14 protein-coding genes are annotated in these 18,161 nt (G+C 57.2%); 7 read left to right on the top strand and 7 right to left on the bottom strand.

What is annotated here, in order from left to right:
- Nucleotide 1: 1 nt before the first annotated feature.
- Nucleotides 2-2,206, bottom strand: coding sequence for an OsmC domain/YcaO domain-containing protein (locus tag PQR27_RS34390; RefSeq protein WP_408527993.1), 2,205 nt, complete (start codon nucleotides 2,204-2,206; stop codon nucleotides 2-4).
- Nucleotides 2,207-3,259: 1,053 nt separating this feature from the next.
- A complete protein-coding gene (locus PQR27_RS34385) occupies nucleotides 3,260-4,306 on the bottom strand; it encodes a phosphatase PAP2 family protein (RefSeq protein WP_408527992.1) in 1,047 nt (348 codons plus the stop codon).
- A 615-nt stretch (nucleotides 4,307-4,921) separates the two neighbouring features.
- Here PQR27_RS34385 and PQR27_RS34380 point away from each other — a divergent pair.
- A complete protein-coding gene (locus PQR27_RS34380; RefSeq protein ID WP_408527991.1) occupies nucleotides 4,922-6,490 on the top strand; it encodes a tetratricopeptide repeat protein in 1,569 nt (522 codons plus the stop codon).
- A 335-nt stretch (nucleotides 6,491-6,825) separates the two neighbouring features.
- Here PQR27_RS34380 and PQR27_RS34375 read toward each other — a convergent pair whose 3' ends face one another.
- A complete protein-coding gene (locus PQR27_RS34375) occupies nucleotides 6,826-7,728 on the bottom strand; it encodes a LysR family transcriptional regulator ArgP (RefSeq protein ID WP_408527990.1) in 903 nt (300 codons plus the stop codon).
- 97 nt (nucleotides 7,729-7,825) lie between these two features.
- Between PQR27_RS34375 and PQR27_RS34370 the strand changes: the two genes are divergently transcribed.
- From PQR27_RS34370 to PQR27_RS34360, 3 genes are all read left to right on the top strand, one after another.
- On the top strand, nucleotides 7,826-8,842 hold the full coding sequence (locus tag PQR27_RS34370; RefSeq protein WP_408527989.1) for an arginase family protein: 1,017 nt from the start codon (nucleotides 7,826-7,828) through the stop codon (nucleotides 8,840-8,842).
- Nucleotides 8,843-8,935: 93 nt separating this feature from the next.
- Nucleotides 8,936-9,718 carry an ABC transporter substrate-binding protein gene (locus tag PQR27_RS34365; RefSeq protein WP_408528395.1) on the top strand — a complete coding sequence of 261 codons (783 nt, stop codon included), beginning with the start codon at nucleotides 8,936-8,938 and terminating at the stop codon, nucleotides 9,716-9,718.
- Nucleotides 9,719-10,045: 327 nt separating this feature from the next.
- Nucleotides 10,046-10,822: an enoyl-CoA hydratase/isomerase family protein gene (locus PQR27_RS34360; protein ID WP_408527988.1), complete on the top strand. Its 777-nt coding sequence runs from the start codon at nucleotides 10,046-10,048 to the stop codon at nucleotides 10,820-10,822.
- Nucleotides 10,823-11,009: 187 nt separating this feature from the next.
- Here the strand turns inward: PQR27_RS34360 and PQR27_RS34355 are convergent, their stop codons facing one another.
- On the bottom strand, nucleotides 11,010-11,822 hold the full coding sequence (locus tag PQR27_RS34355; protein ID WP_408527987.1) for a 2OG-Fe(II) oxygenase: 813 nt from the start codon (nucleotides 11,820-11,822) through the stop codon (nucleotides 11,010-11,012).
- Nucleotides 11,823-12,138: 316 nt separating this feature from the next.
- Here PQR27_RS34355 and PQR27_RS34350 point away from each other — a divergent pair, with 316 nt between their 5' ends.
- Nucleotides 12,139-12,669, top strand: coding sequence for a GNAT family N-acetyltransferase (locus PQR27_RS34350; protein WP_408527986.1), 531 nt, complete (start codon nucleotides 12,139-12,141; stop codon nucleotides 12,667-12,669).
- A 311-nt stretch (nucleotides 12,670-12,980) separates the two neighbouring features.
- Here the strand turns inward: PQR27_RS34350 and PQR27_RS34345 are convergent, their stop codons facing one another.
- Together PQR27_RS34345 and PQR27_RS34340 are read right to left on the bottom strand one after the other, a co-directional pair.
- Nucleotides 12,981-14,396, bottom strand: a complete 1,416-nt coding sequence (locus PQR27_RS34345) for a cation:dicarboxylate symporter family transporter (protein ID WP_408527985.1) — start codon at nucleotides 14,394-14,396, stop codon at nucleotides 12,981-12,983.
- Nucleotides 14,397-14,422: 26 nt separating this feature from the next.
- Nucleotides 14,423-15,793 (bottom strand): class-II fumarase/aspartase family protein, encoded by a 1,371-nt coding sequence (locus tag PQR27_RS34340; RefSeq protein WP_408527984.1) that lies wholly within the window; start codon nucleotides 15,791-15,793, stop codon nucleotides 14,423-14,425.
- Between the two features lie 162 nt (nucleotides 15,794-15,955).
- Between PQR27_RS34340 and PQR27_RS34335 the strand changes: the two genes are divergently transcribed.
- A complete protein-coding gene (locus PQR27_RS34335) occupies nucleotides 15,956-16,687 on the top strand; it encodes a GntR family transcriptional regulator (RefSeq protein WP_408527983.1) in 732 nt (243 codons plus the stop codon).
- A gap of 357 nt (nucleotides 16,688-17,044) precedes the next feature.
- Here PQR27_RS34335 and PQR27_RS34330 read toward each other — a convergent pair whose 3' ends face one another.
- Complete coding sequence (locus tag PQR27_RS34330) at nucleotides 17,045-17,587, bottom strand: dienelactone hydrolase family protein (RefSeq protein WP_408527982.1); 543 nt, start codon at nucleotides 17,585-17,587, stop codon at nucleotides 17,045-17,047.
- A gap of 59 nt (nucleotides 17,588-17,646) precedes the next feature.
- Between PQR27_RS34330 and PQR27_RS34325 the strand changes: the two genes are divergently transcribed.
- Nucleotides 17,647-18,093 carry a lipocalin-like domain-containing protein gene (locus PQR27_RS34325; protein ID WP_408527981.1) on the top strand — a complete coding sequence of 149 codons (447 nt, stop codon included), beginning with the start codon at nucleotides 17,647-17,649 and terminating at the stop codon, nucleotides 18,091-18,093.
- The last annotated feature ends 68 nt before the right edge of the window (nucleotides 18,094-18,161 follow it).

Genomic DNA, 18,161 nt, shown 5'->3' with positions numbered 1-18,161 from the left:
CCTAGCTCGCTGTAGCCGCCACACTGGCCCGCGCCATATGCAATTTTTTGTAGCTGTCGATCAGGCGGTGGTGCCTATCGAGACCCTCCAGTTTCATACTTGTTGGCGTTAAGCCATAGAAGCGCACGCTGCCGTCCACTGATCCCATTACCGCGTCCATCCGGGCCTTGCCAAACATCCGACAGAAGTTGACCGCATAATCGTCCAGTTCCAGGTCGTCATCGAGCAGCACCTCCAACACCACATTCAGGGCCTGGTAAAACAATCCGCGCTCGACCGTGTTGTCGTTGTATTGCAGGAACGCTCCAACCAGTTCTTGCGCCGCCTCAAATTGCTGCAAAGCGAGATGAATCAGCAGCTTCAACTCGAGAACTGTTAGCTGCCCCCAGTCCGTATTCTCGTCAAATTCGATGCCGATCAAAGTAGCAATATCGGAGTGCTCGTCTAGTTCACTGTTATCCAGCCGTTCAAGCATTGCGGCAAGGCCGGCATCGTCCAGGCGATGCAAGTTCAAAATATCGGCGCGGAACAACAGCGCCTTGTTTGTGTTATCCCAGATCAAATCCTCTACCGGGTAAACTTCCGAATAACCGGGCACTAAAATCCGGCAGGCTACGGCGCCCAGTTGGTCATACACCGCCGTGTAAACCTCTTTGCCCATATCTTCGAGAATTCCGAACAACGTTGCGGCTTCATCGGCATTCGAGTTTTCGCCCTGGCCAGAAAAATCCCACGCAACAAACTCGAAATTCGCTTTGGCGCTGAAAAAGCGCCACGACACCACACCGCTGGAATCAATGAAGTGCTCAACGAAATTATTCGGTTCAGTCACCGCGTTACTGACAAAGGTAGGCTGAGGTAAATCGTTCAGGCCTTCAAAACTGCGCCCCTGTAGCAATTCCGTCAGGCTCCGTTCCAGCGCCACCTCGAAGCTCGGGTGCGCGCCGAACGATGCAAAGACACCGCCTGTCCGCGGGTTCATCAACGTGACGCACATCACCGGGTACGTCCCACCCAGCGACGCATCCTTTACCAGCACCGGAAAGCCCTGCTCTTCCAACCCCTGAATTCCGGCCAGAATGCCAGGGTATTTCGCCAGCACTTCGTGCGGCACATCGGGCAATGCGATTTCACCTTCCAGAATTTCACGCTTTACCGCCCGTTCGAAAATTTCGGACAGACATTGCACCTGCGCTTCGGCCAGCGTATTGCCGGCACTCATGCCATTGCTGACGAACAGGTTTTCGATCAGGTTGGACGGAAAATACACCACTTCGCCGTCCGACTGCCGCACAAATGGCAGCGAACAGATACCGCGTTGCACATTGCCGGAGTTGGTGTCGTACAGATGCGAGCCACACAACTCGCCATCGGGATTATAAATTCGCAGGCAGTACTCATCCAGAATGTCAGCCGGCAGCGCATCCTTAGGGCCAGGCTTGAACCAGCGCTCGTTCGGGTAATGAACAAACGCCGCATTGGCGATGTCTTCGCCCCAAAACGCCCCGCCATAGAAATGGTTGCAATTCAGGCGCTCGATAAACTCTCCCAACGCCGACGCCAACGCGCTTTCTTTGGTCGCTCCCTTGCCATTGGTAAAACACATCGGCGAGTGCGCATCGCGGATATGAAGCGACCACACATTTGGAACGATATTGCGCCACGAAGCGATCTCAATCTTCATGCCCAAGTCCGCCAGAACGCCCGACATATTGGAGATGGTTTGCTCCAGCGGCAAATCTTTACCCGCAATATAGGTGCTGGCATCAGAAGCCGGCTTCAACGTCAACAACGACTGAGCATCGGCATCCAGGTTTTCTACCTCTTCAATGACGAACTCGGGTCCGGCTTGCACCACTTTTTTCACTGTACAACGGTCGATGAAGCGCAAAATACCTCGGCGGTCTACTTCCGCGATATCCGGCGGTAACTCAACCTGAATCTTAAAAATCTGCTGGTACCGGTTTTCCGGATCAACAATATTATTCTGCGACAGGCGGATATTTTCGGTAGGAATATTGCGATTTACGCAGTACAACTTCACAAAGTAGGCTGCGCACAAAGCCGATGAGGCCAGAAAATAATCGAAGGGACCAGGCGCCGAGCCATCGCCCTTATAACGGATAGGCTGGTCGGCCACTACCGTGAAGTCATCGAACTTGGCTTCAAGGCGTAGCTTATCGAGAAAGTTGACTTTGATTTCCATGTTAAATCCTAAAAATGGTGCTTAAAATCATATGCACACTATTATCCGTCGCCCGTGCAGTTCCTGTAGCAGATCGTTAGTGTTGCTAGCGGTGACCATTGGAGCGCTAATACTGTCCGTTTATTGTACTAGCGTCGCTTTGCCCCCGGAGCACGAACTCATTGCCCGGAACGACTGACAAAGCGCAGTACGATAACGCTCTCACCGCCCTCAATACGAACAGTGGTGAAGACCGCCGAAGAAGCACCCGAAGTGCCAAACTGCTTGGCGTTTTGGTCTGCGCGCTGAGATGTCCGGCGTCCGAGATCAAAAAATAACCTCCGGTATTTGCGCTTGCTGCCGCTTCAGACCAATGCGCTAATCAAATTCGAAGACACACCGAACGCGCTAGCAAAATCAGCGGACACTCTGCCGCTCATCCGTTGATGAAACGCAACGGATGACAGAATTGGCAATCCGGACTCCTGGCCTTACCTGGCGGGGGCTAAGCCAGTTCTCGCCAAAAACAGTGAACATGATTTGCAGACACTGTAAACAGCAACACCTTGCTGCGATGATACGCGACGCTCGGGTTCGCTAGCAATTACAGCAGGACTCGCGGATCGGGACCGATCCAGATCGTTGGTCCCGATTCGAACGGCTGCTATGGAGAAATCCGGCCGGCCGCTGCGGGTCGACCTGAGCCTGTCGTCATCCGTTTAGGGTTGTTCGATGCCTGCCATCGCCCGCAGGAATGTGAATGCGTCACCGCGCTTCGCTGGCAGGCGTCGAACGACGCCTAAACGCATGCAGCCCCAAGCGACCGGGGCAACACGAACCGATCGCGACGTCTTGCGTCCCCGTAGTCGGGGGAGATTTCCCGTTGAGTCTCACGGGTTCGGTTCGGGCTGCGCAACCGTTCGATGGAAACCACGAAATCGGTTTCCCTCCAGTAAAGTCAGGAGGGTGAAACAATCGAGAGAAAAGACGGTAGTGGCGTCGATAAGGTCACGGAGCAACGCCTTCGAGCTTTATCCATGCACCGAACCCGAAAATAAGACAGACAGTACGGCGTCAAGTGTTGTGCGACGCATGTGTTCTAATCAAGGTGAGACGATCTCCGAGCACGTTCCATTTGATGCGTACATAGCGCCGCACTGTAATCCCCGCCAGTGTAACCAAGGCTCCGGCGGCCACATCGACAAAGTAGTGCCCGCCGACGAACGGCGTCGCGAAGAGCATCGCCGAATTCACTACTACCAAAAAAGGGAAGAGTCTCGAGCCCCATACCGACCAGCAAAGCAAGATCCCCATGATCGTATGGTACGAGGGGATTGAGATCAGGCCTTGGATCACGCCCAGATCGATCGTCTTCATCGATCCCGACCGTAGCAATTCGAAGTGAAACATTCCGGAAACGTCGGCGTGATAGCGCGAACCGTAAAACTTGGAGGCTCCCTCGGCCGGGAAAAACAGAGAGACCACGATCGTCAGGATAAGCAGTAAGGCCGAAAGATCGAGGAATTCAGACAATTTCAAAAATCTCTGGGTAAAGCTTAGATAGATCAATACGATTAAAATCTGTAGGCCCATGCTTTGATAAGCAGCGCGGACAGCATGCGAAAAAAGCAGGTGTCTCGTGGACCAGAGATAGTAACTGCCCCAATCAAAACTAAGAGCGTTGTCCGCCGCCGCCAGAGATGCGTCCACCAGCCGTCCATCGGTGCTGACCACTAAGTAGCTGAAGATCTCGGCGGCCGTCGCAAAAATCAACGAAAACGCTATCGCTTCCCCCAAACTCCTCAGTTTGTCGTCACAGCGATATCGCTTGATTAGGAGCGGAGTACAGAAAACTATGCCCATCATCGCCCTGGGAAGGAGGCTCCTTGGTTCTACCGTCCACTGGTCCCAAAAAAGCCAAACGGAATCGGCAAAGATAATAATTCCAAGCATCGACCATCGGAAGATGACCGGACGAACGAGCGACGCCAAGTAGCGGTACTTGGAATGACATTCGGCTTTCATGTGTGGAGTTACCTCATTGTCAACTGCTCCAGCGGCGCCGGAGCATTCGCTCAATATCGGCAGCTCAAGCAAAAACTTGAGCGGGGCGACGGTCATAAAACTTATCGAAGCGTCATAGTGATGCACTACGACTCTTCTGTTTTGATTAGTCTTTCTGGTTCTTGAAAGCGGCCCACGAGCGCTTGTCGCCGGTTCACTCCGATAAGACTTGCAATAGACCGCTTGCCGAAAGCTTGCCGACTACCGCGAATTTACGGGGCAGCCAACGGACCTTGAAAGCTGCGATTCAAATCCTGCCGGGTTAGAGTATTGTTGTGGGCCGATCTTTGGCATTCAATCTCCTGGATCATGGTCCTTGGCTAAAGCGTGCGCTCAGCGTCTCTTGAAAGACGTTTTTGGCCGTGCGCTTGCCGGCCGACACGAGTACACGAATGGCCGTTGCACCCTTGACTCTCGGGGGAAGTCCTTGCAAACAGAATCGACCGCCTACGGTCTTCTACTTGATGTGGGCTTGGGGAGTCCGGACGTGCCGGGCATCGGGCAAAGATCGTCCGAGGGTGTGTGAAAACCCAAAAGTACTCGGTTTTTGGGTGTCGCTTTACCCTTCCCAAGTTGCTGCCGAGCCAGTCTGGCGGCCCGCTCCCGCCATCCCGTACAATGAGCCGTTTCCTATTCGTCGACAAATCGCGTTTTGTGCCGGACTACATCGCAATGAATCACGATATTGCACACGCTCTCGCTACCGCACAAAAGAACCTCATGGGCGGTCGATTCGACGATGCCGCACATCTGCTGCGCAGTGTCCTCGTGAGCGTTCCCGACCACGGCGAAGCGCTTGAAGGTCTCGGCTACATCGCCGCCAAACAGGGCGATCATGCGCTCGCAGCGGAGTACCTGGTGCGGGCATCGGCGCACATGTCCATGTCGGTGGACCAACTGAATTTCGCTGCGCGCGTGTGTCAGTTGGCGGGACGTCACGATGAAGCGATAGTGCTGTTCGAGCGCTGCCTGGCCCAGTTTCTGAACCATGCCGACTCGTTGCATGGCATCGCGATGTCGCTGATACAGCGTGGCGAACTGCAGCGCGCACTCGAGATGCTAGTGCATCTGTGCAAAATCCAGCCACAATCAGCCGAAGCACATTACAACCGGGGAGCGCTGCTCGGTGACATGGAGCGCTATGAGGACGAACTGGATGCCTACCGGCAGGCGATAGCACTCAAGCCGCGTTTCGTGCGCGCATACGTCAATCTTGGTGTCGCGTTGCGAGATTTGCAGCGCTTCGATGAGGCGTTGCTTCAATTCAAGAAGGCGCTTTCCCTCGATCCGAATGACGCTGGCGCGCGTACCAATCGCGCTCAGACGAATTTGCTGCTCGGCGAATTCGAACACGGCTGGCGCGAATACGAATGGCGTTGGCGCGATGGCACCTGCAGCCACGGTTTTCCGGAGAGCACTCTATGGACGGGTACCCGACCGATAGGTGGCAGGACAGTGCTCGTTCATCATGAGCAGGGGTTTGGTGACACGCTGCAATTCGTGCGCTTCGTGGATCGGCTCAGTGCAGCGGGCGCTCGTGTCGTGTTGCGCGTTCAGGATGCGCTGTTGCCGCTCCTCCAGAATTATCGAGGTGCGGCCGAAGTAATCGGTGAGACGGAACAAGTGCCGCGTTTCGACTATCACATTCCCATGCTCAGTCTGCCGTTTGCGCTCAAGGTTCGCGCAACCGATCTCGCGGTGGCCGGTCCGTATGTGCACGCGGACGACGCGCTCGTCGCTCAATGGGACGATTTGTTCGCACACTCCGTTCGGCGGCCAAGGGTTGGGATCGTGTGGTCGGGGAGCCGGACGCATGTGGACGATCGCAATCGGTCTATCTCGCTCGAGCAACTCAAGCCGTTGTTAGATGCCGACGCAGATTTCTTCGCGCTGCAACAGGATATCCGCGACAGTGATCGTGCGTGCCTCGCGCAGCTTGAGCAGCGTGCGGTGCTGCGCGATGTTTCCGCCCGGCTCACTACGTTCGCTGAAACGGCTGCGCTGATTGCTCGCCTGGACCTCGTCATCAGCGTCGACACGGCTGTGGCGCATCTGGCAGGGGCGCTCGGGAAGCCCGTGTGGATCGCTTTGCCCTTCATGCCGGACTGGCGATGGCAACTCGACAGAAGCGATAGCCCCTGGTACGCAGGGGCTCGGTTGTTTCGACAAACGACGCGAGGTGATTGGACTGGCGTAGTAGCTGCACTTCGTGCACAGATCGACGCTTTGCGGGGCGCCTGAACGGGGCCCGACGACAGCAAGCACCCCATCGATGTGCTCGCTGCAGGTTCTAGCCGCAAATGTGGTGTCGGGTGAAAGACAGAGGGGACAATTACCCATCGTCTGGAGTGTCCAATTGCCGCTCTCTTACGGACATTCGACACGGTGACTCGCCAGGCGGTTCAGGGTCGAGCTGAGCCGACCGCGTCAGGCAGAGGTCGGCCATGAAGAGACAATCGTCCGGTGCCACCGAATGGCCGGTCATGGCGCCATGGCAGCCATTTAGAGCGCGATAGCCGGTGCCTCTATCGCCGTGTTCGCCCCGCTGCGTCGTGGCGAATCCCGATAAGTCGAGGTCAGGCATCTAAACCGGTGTTTTCGAGGCTGGTGCGAGCAGCCGCCAGCACTGCCTCAGTCAGCGTCGACAGCAGGGGTGAGTCGACCTTCCACACTTGCCAATAGAGTGGAATGTCCAGTACGGTGGAAGAAAGGCGTATCAGATTTCCTGCAGAGACGTGCTCTTTCACAACACCGGTGGGCAACATGCACCAGCCCAACCCAAGCAACGCCGCTCGTACCTGATCATGTGTGCCACTAGGAATGAAGTGCACGGGGCACGATAACGGCTTACGGCTTGCGCGTCGCACCAGCTTACTTTCAATGAAATCGTTTCTGTCGGCACGAAGCATCGGTGCGACGTCAATCGATCGCGGGTTGAATCCTGAGCCAAACCATTCCTTCGCGAAGGAACGACTCGCTACCGCTATATAGTTCAATGCACCAATGTGCTGAACTGTGCAGCCAGGCACTGCGGCGCTTTCCGACGTGACTGCAGCAACGACAGTACCGTCACGTAACGAGCGCTGCGTGTGATCTCTATCCATTGCGCGCAGATCGAGTTGTGCCGTCGACTTCTTTGCGAATTCCGCCATGGCGCCGAGAAACCAGGTTGCGAGTGAATCGTAATTCACCGCCACGGACACTACGCGCGCCTCGCGGCGAGCCTCGTCGATCAATAGTTCGGCCGCCTCGTCCTGTAGCAACTGGATTTGCTGGGCCAATCGCAATACGACTTCTCCGGGCTCGGTTAGCCGAACCGGCGAAGAACGAACGACAACCGGGCGCCCCACACGATCCTCAAGCGCCCGGATGCGCTGCGATACCGCGCCCGGCGTAACGTTTAGCTGCCTGGCAGCAGCGTCGAAACTTCCCTCTGTTACCACTGCGCGTAGCGCAGCGAGCTCTCGCAGTTCGATCATGGGCGGTGACAATAGTTTGGCTAAAGTCAGATTATAAACTTTAGCTTCACAAGTGTTTGTGACGCTTGTACCTTTGAGTCGTCCCCCGCAAACGACCATGAGAAATCAAGTGCAAGCCGAAACCTCGCGATCCAGCCGCCCCGCAGCCACGCCGCTTAGAAGTACATCCGAGCCACTGCGCCCGTTCCTCGACTGGCCGGTCGTAACGACCCCATCCGAATGGACGGGAAACGTCGCGCTGCTAGGCGTTCAGCGTAGCGAGCCTTACACCAGAGATGGAGTTCCCAACGATCAGGCGCGTGCGCCCGACGAAATTCGCCGGCTGTCCTTCCAGTTCTGCGATGGACCCGATCACTGGGACTTCGATCTCGATCGCCCTTTCTGCGAGTTGGCCGGAATGCGTCCAATGGACTGCGGAAACATGACGTTCAGCGATGGCGACTACGAGGCGTTTAGCGCCTGGCAGACCTCGGCGTTGCGACAGATGTGGCGGAGCGGCACGCAGGTCGTTCTCTTGGGTGGGGACCACGGCATCACTATTCCCGCAATCGAAGCGCTGGACGTCTTGAACGAGCCCGTACACATCGTGCACATTGACGCGCATCTGGACTGGCGAGACTCTGTTGGAGATGTTCGTAACGGTTATAGCAGCCCACTGCGCCGTGCCAGCGAAAAGCCGTGGGTAAGTGGGATGACGCAAATTGGATTGCGGGGCACAGGAAGCGCGCGTCGCAGTGAAATTGAAGCTGCGCGAGCGTACGGATCGCGGCTTTTCACGGCAAATGAAATCCATCGCAACGGAATGCAACAGGTTGTCGACACCCTCCCCGAAGGAGGTCTTGTCTACGTCACCATTGACGCCGATGGACTTGATCCGTCGCAAACGCCGGGCGTGCTTGGCCCGTCACCGGGCGGCCTGAGAGTGGAGCAGGTGATCCCTTTGCTGCATGCGATTGGGCGGAAGAGCACGATCGTGGGACTTGATGTCGTGGAAATCGCACCTTCGTTCGACTACGAAAACTCCATTACCTGCATCACAGCCGGTCGACTCGTAATAAATGCCTTGGGAGCGAGTTGGCGCGATGGTCCTCCCACTATTCCGAACGCACGGTAAACACAGTCCCCGAACTGACTTTACGGGCCTGTCATCGATGTCTGCCCGGTCCAAAGAGACAATCGAAAACACCACATATTGGAGATGATCAAAATGAAAAGATTTCTAGCAACCCTGACTATCGCATTGCTGGCCGTATCAGGATTTGAAGCCGCTTATGCGAAGGACAGTGACAGCATTCACTTTGGCGTCGATCCGAGTTACGCGCCATTCGAATCCAAAAGCGCCGATGGCAAACTCGTCGGCTTCGACATCGATCTGGGCGACGAGATTTGCAAGCACCTGCACGCGAAATGCGTGTGGGTGGAAAACGATTTCGACGGGATGATTCCCGCTCTCAAGGCGCGCAAGTTCGACGGCATCCTGTCGTCCATGATGGTCACGCCGAAACGCGCGCAAGAAGTCTCGTTCTCCGACAAGCTCTACGCCGCACAGTCCCGGTTGATTGTGAAGAGGGGCTCACCGTTGCAACCGACCGCGGAGTCGCTTGCGCATAAAAAGGTGGGGGTTCAGCAAGGCACGGTTGAGGAAACCTATGCCAAGACGTACTGGGGTCCAAAGGGCGTCGAGGTGATTCCGTACCAGAACCAGGACCTCGTGTATGCGGACCTGAAGCTTGGACGGCTGGACGCCTCGTTGCAGGACGGCGTACAGGCTTCGCTCGGTTTTCTCAAGACGCCTAATGGCGCCGACTATACATTCTCCGGAGCCTCCCTAAAGGGCGCAGACATTCTCGGGGCGGGCACGGCGATTGGTCTGAGAAAGGGCGACGATGAGCTTCGCGGCCGAATCGATGATGCGATCTCCGCCATCCGTAAAGACGGCACTTACGACCGATTGCAAAAGAAATACTTTGATTTCGACATCTATAACTGAGTAGATTGCCCGTGCGCGCGGCAGCAGCCGTTGACCTTGTCTCCTTGAGCCAAGCGAGCTGGCCGAGTCCGCTACCGCCGCAATGCCGGAGCAAAGGTCCGCAGCGGCGCGAAACGTACCCCTCGACATTCTCACAAGCTGAGGTTCCCCTCGCTCGAAGATCGGTCACTTACAGACATCTGAATTGACTGAAATGACCAGCGACGCCCGTCATTTCGCGTGAAAATAATCCATCGCAATGCAACGCTGTGCCATTGATTAACTGAGTCTTAACTCGAAGGAAGTCTTGCCCATTCCTGAAATCCTCAAAGAAGGTCTGCAACTGCCATGAATACCAACATTGAATCAACCCTGGCGCAGGGCGTGCTAAATCCGATTTTCACGTCAGAGGATGGCCTCAATGCCATGGATGACCACTGGTGGATTGCGCTTGAATCGGCATTGCAGCGTGCCACAGACGACCCGGCCGTGCGCGCCGTGTTGCTCTCCGCGCGTGGACGGGCATTTTGTGCCGGCGCGAATCTTATTGGGATGCGCACCAGCGCCCTGCAGCAAGGCTTTGAGAAATCGCCGCTGGCGAGCCTGATCAAGTGCCTGGTGAGCTTTCCAAAGCCATTGCTGGCGGCAGTGCACGGTAAAGCCATCGGCGGTGGTGCAACCTTGCTGCTGCATTGCGATCTTGTGGTTGCTGCTGTCGACACGCAATTTCGGCTTCCCTTCACAAGCCTGGGCGCGGTCCCAGAACTGGCGTCAAGTTTCCTGCTGCCGCGCGCGGCGGGATCGAGACTGGCGAGTGAGTTGCTACTCCTTGGCAACACCTTCGATGCCAACAAGGCGCTGCGTGCCGGCTTTGTGAATGAGTTAGTGCCGGCCGGCGAGGAACTGGCACTGGCGCTGCAATGGGCACAGCAATTGGCATCTCTAGCACCGAATTCGGTGCAAACGACCAAGCGGCTGTTGCGAGAAGCGCAGCAACCGGGTCTATCCGCGGTTGTCGCGCGCGAAGGCGAAGCGTTGGTGGCGGCGCTTTCCAGCGGCGAAGTTCGTGAGGCCTTGACAGCCTTTCTGGAAAAACGTCGCCCTGATTTTTCCCCGTTTCACTAATCTACGCAGGCGTAACGATTGAAAGCAAGGCGCGTCGAAGTGTAGGCGTCGTAGGCATCTAGTGCGTGGCGATATACGATGGTTCTTGCCATCACGCAAATTGATTCTGAAGGGCCGCTTTCCAGCACATCGCGGACTTTCAAGTCAGCCTTGACCAAAGTCCGCAACGGGTCGCGTGCTGCCGGTCTTACACCCGTTGCCTCATCCAGCACGCGATGCTCATGCGATCGCGCGTCGCGGGCAGTACCTCGTGTTCAAATTGTGCCGAGAGAAACAACAGCAGCGTTCCGGCGCGCGGAAAGACGTCGTGATATGTCTGATCGGTAAGGTAGAGCCGCAGTGCGCCACCCTCGGCGTCCTGCCACGCTTCGTTGAGGTAGAACACGGCGGAAATCACGCGGCTGTCGTCATTACGCAGGCAGTCGAGGTGGCGTGCGTATCCGGTACCTGGCCGATATACCGCGTAGTGTGATTCGCTATCGACCAGACCTAAAAACAGGTCGCGGTTGAGCGCGTTCTGTAGCGCTTCGATACGATCGGCGAACGCCTGCTGCCGCCGACTCAGCGCGTCGGGTTGGAACCAGCGCGTACTATCGCCGCGCAAAAGCGTGGCAGCGCGGTTGGCCCCCACACGGGCTGGTGTCAGCAGCTGGGCTGCGTACATAGCCATGCATTCGGTCGCTAATGCCTGTGTCTGGGTCTGTGACAAAAAGTTCGACACGACACACCAGCCATTGACGGCGAGCGCGCTTGTCGCGATGTCGAATTCGCCGGATCGGGAATTCGTCGAGACATCGATTGCCTCGTCCGGAGCGGCGTCGCCGATTCGGCAATCATCCAGCAATTCGATTTCCACTTCAATCAGGGGGTGTTCCAGAAATGCATCCCTTTTTATTTGTTCTTCCGCTGGCGGCTCGATCGAGTACTCGCTCCGGCCTGCTACCAGCTGGTCAAAACCATCAACCGTTGGTGGGGTCGCGTCGAACGCGGGCGATGACACACGCCGGACCCAGGGGGAAGAGCGGGTCGAGGTAGCCGATCTGTTGGGACAACGGCGCAGTCTACACGAGTGGGACAAACCGACCGTTGATGCTCGAGCGAAGGCTTTGGCCGACGCTCATTACGTGACAGCGGCCATAGGGGCGACTTCGGACCTAACGGAGCAATCGGATCGCGTTCTGTCGATCCGTGGCCCTTACGAGGTTCAGCCTGGGTATGCAGATCGCATGAGGCAGTGACCGGCCAGCAAGATGCGTTCGACACAGAGACGTAGATCGTCGACAATCCGACGACACTGGCAGGTAAACAGGGGAAAAATGCCATTACGCTCGGATGAAATCCACATTGAATCAGAACGGCTTTCGATTCGGCCATTCTCGGCTGACGATGCTGACGCCGCGTTTCGCTGCATTACCCCTTCACTTACCCGTTTCATGTCATGGGAACCACCCGCAAACAGAGAGGTTTTCGATCGGATCTGGCAGGGTTGGTTGGCGACAATAGCCGAAGGAACGAACTTCACTTTTGCAATCCGCCAAAGGGCGGATGAGAGCTTCCTTGGATTGACCGGACTCCATAATGTTCGGGACGCTTGCGCGGAATTAGGAATCTGGATTCGAGAAGACTTCCACGCGCAAGGCTTTGGCCGTGAAGCTGCAGGCCTTGTCGCGATGTGGGCAAGCTTGGTACTTGGCACCGAGAGCTTCACATACCCCGTAGCCGAGGAAAATTACCCGAGCCGCCGTATCGCCGAATCTCTCGGCGGTGTCGTCGTAGCGCGGCGCGAGACATCGAAATATATGTCCGTCATCTACCGAATACCCAAACAATCGACGTACAACGAGTAGCAAAGGATATCTGGGGTTACGAGATCATGTTTTTCATGCATTTAGCCTGAATCAGCATGCAGGAGACCTTTCAGCGCGCGACGTTGAACGTCTCCTTTCGGGAAACGTGGAGGGCTGCATCGGGTCGAGCCGAGCCGGTCGTCATCGGACTCAGTGCGGCCATCAAGCGACGGTCGGTCGCTGCGCATGAATGGCCGGTTCATCGGTCATTTCGGACGATCGCGGCCTACATCAGTGGCAATCCGGCAGCCAATGATAAAGCGCTGAAACGCCTGGCCTCCGACGGGGCGCCGGAGGCTTAGCGCAACAGATCATTGCGCAGTGCCGGCACTTTTCATAGGGATGCCGCTCGGGTGCGGATTTGCGTCGCTCGTGTCCTCGGGCAGCAAGTTACCGTCAGCAAGACTTTCGTCTGCCTGCGCGGTGGCCGGGTAGCGCTCCGGATAAAAATGACGCTGAGCAACCTGCGCGTCGAACGTATGCGACCACTTTGCAATCACGACCGTGGCGAGGCTGTTGCCGATCGTGTTGCAGGTGGCGATCGCCATCGACATGAAGCGGTACACACCGAAGATCACCGCGACCCCTTCAACGGGCAGGATGCCGGTCGACGTCACCGTCGCAGCAAACACCCCAAATGATCCGCCTGACACCGTGGCCGCACCCTTGGAGGTCAACAGCATCAACAGGAGTAGGCCGACCTGATGCTGCAGCGTAATTGCCACGCCATACGCGTGAGCAATGAACAGCACGCCCATCGACATGAACAGGGACGTCCCGTCAAGGTTGAACGCATATCCGGTAGGCAGCACGAGCCCGACCGTCTGCTTCGCGCAGCCAAGCCGCTCGAGTTTGATCAGAAGGCGCGGCAGCGCGCTTTCTGACGACGCGGTACCCAGCACGATGAAGATCTCGTCCTTGATATAGCGCAGGAAGCGCCACAGACTAAAACCTGCCAGCTTCGCGATGATCCCCATGACGACGGCGATGAACAGGATCACGACCGCATAGAAACTGAAAACGAGCTGGGCAAGCGCAATCAGCACAGCAGTACCATTGCTACCCACCGAATAAGCGACGGCGCCGAAGGTGCCGAGCGGCGCAAGCTTCATCACCAGGTTGATGAACGAGAACAGGACTTCGGAAACCAGATCGAGTCCCTCGTTGATCCTGACGCGGCGGCGTTCAGGAATCGCAAGTATGCCGATTCCGACCATCACAGCCAGCACCACCACCTGCAGCAGTTCTCCCTTCACGAAGGCGCCGATAAAGTTGTCCGGCACGAGGTGCATGACAAACGCAACGAAGCCTTGTGACTCCATCTTCGCAATCACCGGCGGTGCCGCTCCGACGGCGGCGGCCGTCATGCCTTTGCCGGTTTGCAGCAGGTTGCCCGCCAGCAGGCCGACCATCAAGGCAATCGTCGATACCACTTCGAAATAGACAATCGAGCGCCATCCCACCCGGCCTGCGCTCTTGACGTCACCAGCCGACGCGATGCCATGCACGATGGTGAGAAACACCAGCGGCGCTACACCGGCCTTGATAAGCGACAGAAAGATGTCGCCCAGTACCTTTAGCTGTCCACCAACTTTCGGGAAAATCAGACCGACGGCGATTCCTAGAATCAGCCCGACCAGAACCTGCATGCCCAGCTTGCGGTACCACGGCAGCTTTCTTGGCGGTGGAACGTCCGGCGTTTCGTTTGATGCGATATCGCTGTTCATGATGTGTGCTCCTCCACGTCTTTCACTCAGATGCCGCTGGACAATTCGACGGCGCGATCAACCATTTGCGGCGCGAGGCCGAGATAGTTGGCTGGATCGGTCATCCGGTCGATCGCCGCGCGGTCGAAATGCGTGGTGACTTCGGGCAGCGCCGCTAGCGCTTCGGCGAGCGTGCCGCCTTTCTCGTTCACGGTGCGGCAGGCGTCGTAGACGATATCGTGAGCCTGCTGGCGCCCGGTGAACGGCGCCATACCCATCATGACCGCCTCCGCGACGATTAGCCCCCTGGTGATACCCAGGTTGTGTTTCATGCGTTCGGTGTCGACGATCAATCCCCCGAGCGCGAACTTCGCCTGATGCAGCGCGCCGGCCGAAAGGATGAAGCTCTCGGGAATCGCGATCCATTCCGCGTGCCATGGGCCGGTGGCGCGCTCGAAATCCTGGATCATCGCGTCGACCATCAGACCCGCGTGCTGACGCACCGCTTTCGCCGCGGCAAGCATCAGTTCGCTGGAAATCGGATTGCGCTTTTGCGGCATCGTGCTGCTCGCGCCGCGGCCTTTGACGAACGGCTCGTACACTTCAGCGAACTCCGTCGACGCCATGATCATGATGTCGAGCGCGATCTTGCCGAGTGAGCCGGTCACGAGTGCGAGCAGGTTGACCGCTTCGGCGAAACCATCGCGTGCTACGTGCCACGTGGTTGCGGGTACGCCGAGCTTCAGTTCATCGGCGAGCGCCCTCTGAACTTCGAAACCCTTGTCGCCGAGCGAGGCCAGCGTGCCCGCGGCCCCTGCGAATTCGACGACGGCCACTCTCGGACGCAGTTCTGCGAGGCGTTGCTGATGCCGGTCGAACATCGCCAGCCAGATCGCGACCTTGTACCCAAACGTGACGGGCAGCGCCTGCTGCAAGTGTGTGCGGCCCGCCATCGGCGTATCGCGGTGTTTCTTTGCAAGATCGACCAGAATCGTACGCAGTTCGCGTATGTCGCTGTCGATCACATCGAGCGCATCGCGCACCTGCAGCGAGACCGCCGTATCCATGATGTCTTGTGTCGTCGCGCCCCAATGCACATAGCGGCCCGCTTCGCCGCACATGCCGACGAGCTGGTGAACGAGCGGCAGAATCGGATAACCCACAATGTCTGTCTCCTCGCGCATGTGATCGAAATCGATCCGCTCGATCGTCGATTCGCGGGCGATCACTTCCGCCGCGTCGGACGGAATCACGCCGACGTGCGCTTCAGCCTTGGCCAGCGCCACTTCCACGTCGATATAGCGCTGCACGAGCGCGTAATCGGAGAACAGCGCACGCATCTTCGCCGTGCCGAAGGCGTCGCGAAACAGGATTGAATCAACCACAGTGCTGGCCATAGGGATAGTGCGACTCGTCATGACGACCTCTTGGAAGTGCAGGAAACCGGTTAAAAAAGGGCCGGGATGATTCGCGAAAATCAACGATATGTCCGGACATAATTAAATTAATATGTTCGGACATGTTGGGCAAGCTATGATTTACCCTAGCCCCTGATAAATTGACTACATCGGCACCCAAAAATGAACAGACCGCACTTCGCCGACATCGCTCGCGACTTGACTGAGGGCATTGCGTCCGGTCGCTATCCGGTCGGCTCGTATCTGCCCACCGAACTTGAACTGCGCGACCACTATCAGACGAGCCGGCATACGGTTCGCGCAGCGCTGCATGAATTGCAGCAGTTGGGGTTCGTGTCGCGGCGCAAGAACGCCGGAACGCGCGTCGAATCGGCGCAGCCGAAGAACGAGTTCCGGCCGTCGCTCGCATCGGTGGACGATCTCGTGCAGTTCGGCTCCGAGCACTTGCGTCTGGTGCAATCGACGGAGGAGATCCTCGCAAGCGGCAAGCTCGCCAAAACGCTGAAATGTGCAGACGGTGCGCGATGGCTGCGCGTTTCGAGCCTGCGCATCGACGGCGACAGAGAGAGTCCGCCGGTCGGTTGGACCGACGTATATATCGACCCGGCTTATATGGAAGTCGCAGAGGCTGCGCGAGCTCAACCGGATGCGCTTATCAGTTCGTTAATCGAAGCGCGTTATGGTCGCTGCATCGCGGAGATCCAGCAGGACGTGCACGCCGCGCTGATTTCGCAGGAGATGGCTGAAAGGCTGAAAGTCGAAAAGGGGACTGCGGCGCTTGAGATTGTGCGGCGCTACCTCGACTCCGCGGGGGAAACCTTTGAGGTGTCGATCAGCGTCCATCCGGCAGAACGCTTCTCGGTTTCGATGCGACTGACGCGCTCCGACGCTTAGCGGTTGCCGGGGTTGTAAGTGGACCAATCGACCGCAGTTTGCGGCCAATTGGCTGTACCGTTTCAAACCCGATCGACAGCAACGCTTAAGGCAATCGCCGCTCGGTGACCGCTATGAATGTCATTGCTGACCGTGGAAACGTCTCATGAAGGGCAGTTCGGGGTCGATCTGAGGCAATCAACATCGGGCCGACTCCGTCAAGGCTTGTCCAAAGTTCAACGAACCGAGTCACTCATCACCCGTCTCAGCCCAAACCTGCATGTTCTCGCACGATCGACTCACGACCGTCCAGTAGCCAGTTGCCGACTGTCTGGTGATTGCGCAAGATCCAGTCGCGTAAGGTAAAGGCTGACGAGATCAATTCGGACCGTTTCGTGGCGCGTCGACGTGGTCCTGTTTGAACGCCGTGCTGAAGAACTGGACGAGGTCATCACGGGCCTGTTCTCGTGCCTGCGGATCAGGCCGGACACGAATGGTGCCTCCATGACGGCGGTTGGCACCCGGATCGCTGAATTCGCGAGGACCGTCGAACACATCGAACTCGTGTGTGGCGCCCGGAAAGGCACGTATCGACAAATGCGTCGCGTCCGCGGGAGGCAAGCTGTGCAGCAGTTCCTCACAAGCTGCATCTCCGCCGTCGTAGTCGTCCGCCGTTCCAACGAAAATCCTGATCGGGGCGTCGACGAGATTTCCAAAATCGGCTCCCGGTATCGCCCCCGATGGTTGGCGCAGATTGGCACTCTCTTCACTTGAAAGGAGATCGTCATGAAAGCACCTACCGTTGTCAGCGCGGCACTTTCCGGTCGTGCGAGGCTGATTGTTCTGGTGAACGATTGCGGGTACTGTTGACAGAATCTGAGGACGCAAAGACGGATAAGAAAATACTGGAATGAGCGTCATCCAGGAGCTTGACCCAGCTTCGGGCCACACGACCTACTTGTTCTGGAAAGGAGGAAGCTATGGCGCAAGAACGGCGGGACTGCATCGGTCCACACCTCGGAATGTGGAAGCTACAGTCCTTCACGACTGAAGACCTGGCCACCGGTCAGAAGACCGATTTATTCGGCCGTCACCCAAGTGGTTATCTTAGCTACGGTCCCGACGGCCGGATGTACGCAATTGTGGTCAAGGAAGGGCGAACGGCGCCAACCGATCTGGTTCCAACCGCCTCGGAACGCATCGATCTCTACAGCGGGCTTTGCTCATACGCGGGTACCTACAGCATAGAAGGCGACCGGGTTAGTCATCATATTGATGTGTCGTGGAATCAGTCGTGGACAGGAACGACCCAGGTGCGTCAGTTCAGAATCGACGGCAAGTACTTGTACCTCAAGACCCTGCCCGACAAAAATCCAGTGACTGGCAAGGAAAGCACTTCCGAGTTGGTCTGGGTTAAGGTCGAGTAGAGTGGACTCGCTCGCACGAGGTGTGCGAACACATCGTGGAAGTCAGAGAGCACGACTACCCCTGTCGG

This window comes from Paraburkholderia fungorum, assembly GCF_046027215.1.
Classification (GTDB): domain Bacteria; phylum Pseudomonadota; class Gammaproteobacteria; order Burkholderiales; family Burkholderiaceae; genus Paraburkholderia; species Paraburkholderia fungorum_D.
This window is presented reverse-complemented; position numbering and strand designations above follow the sequence as displayed.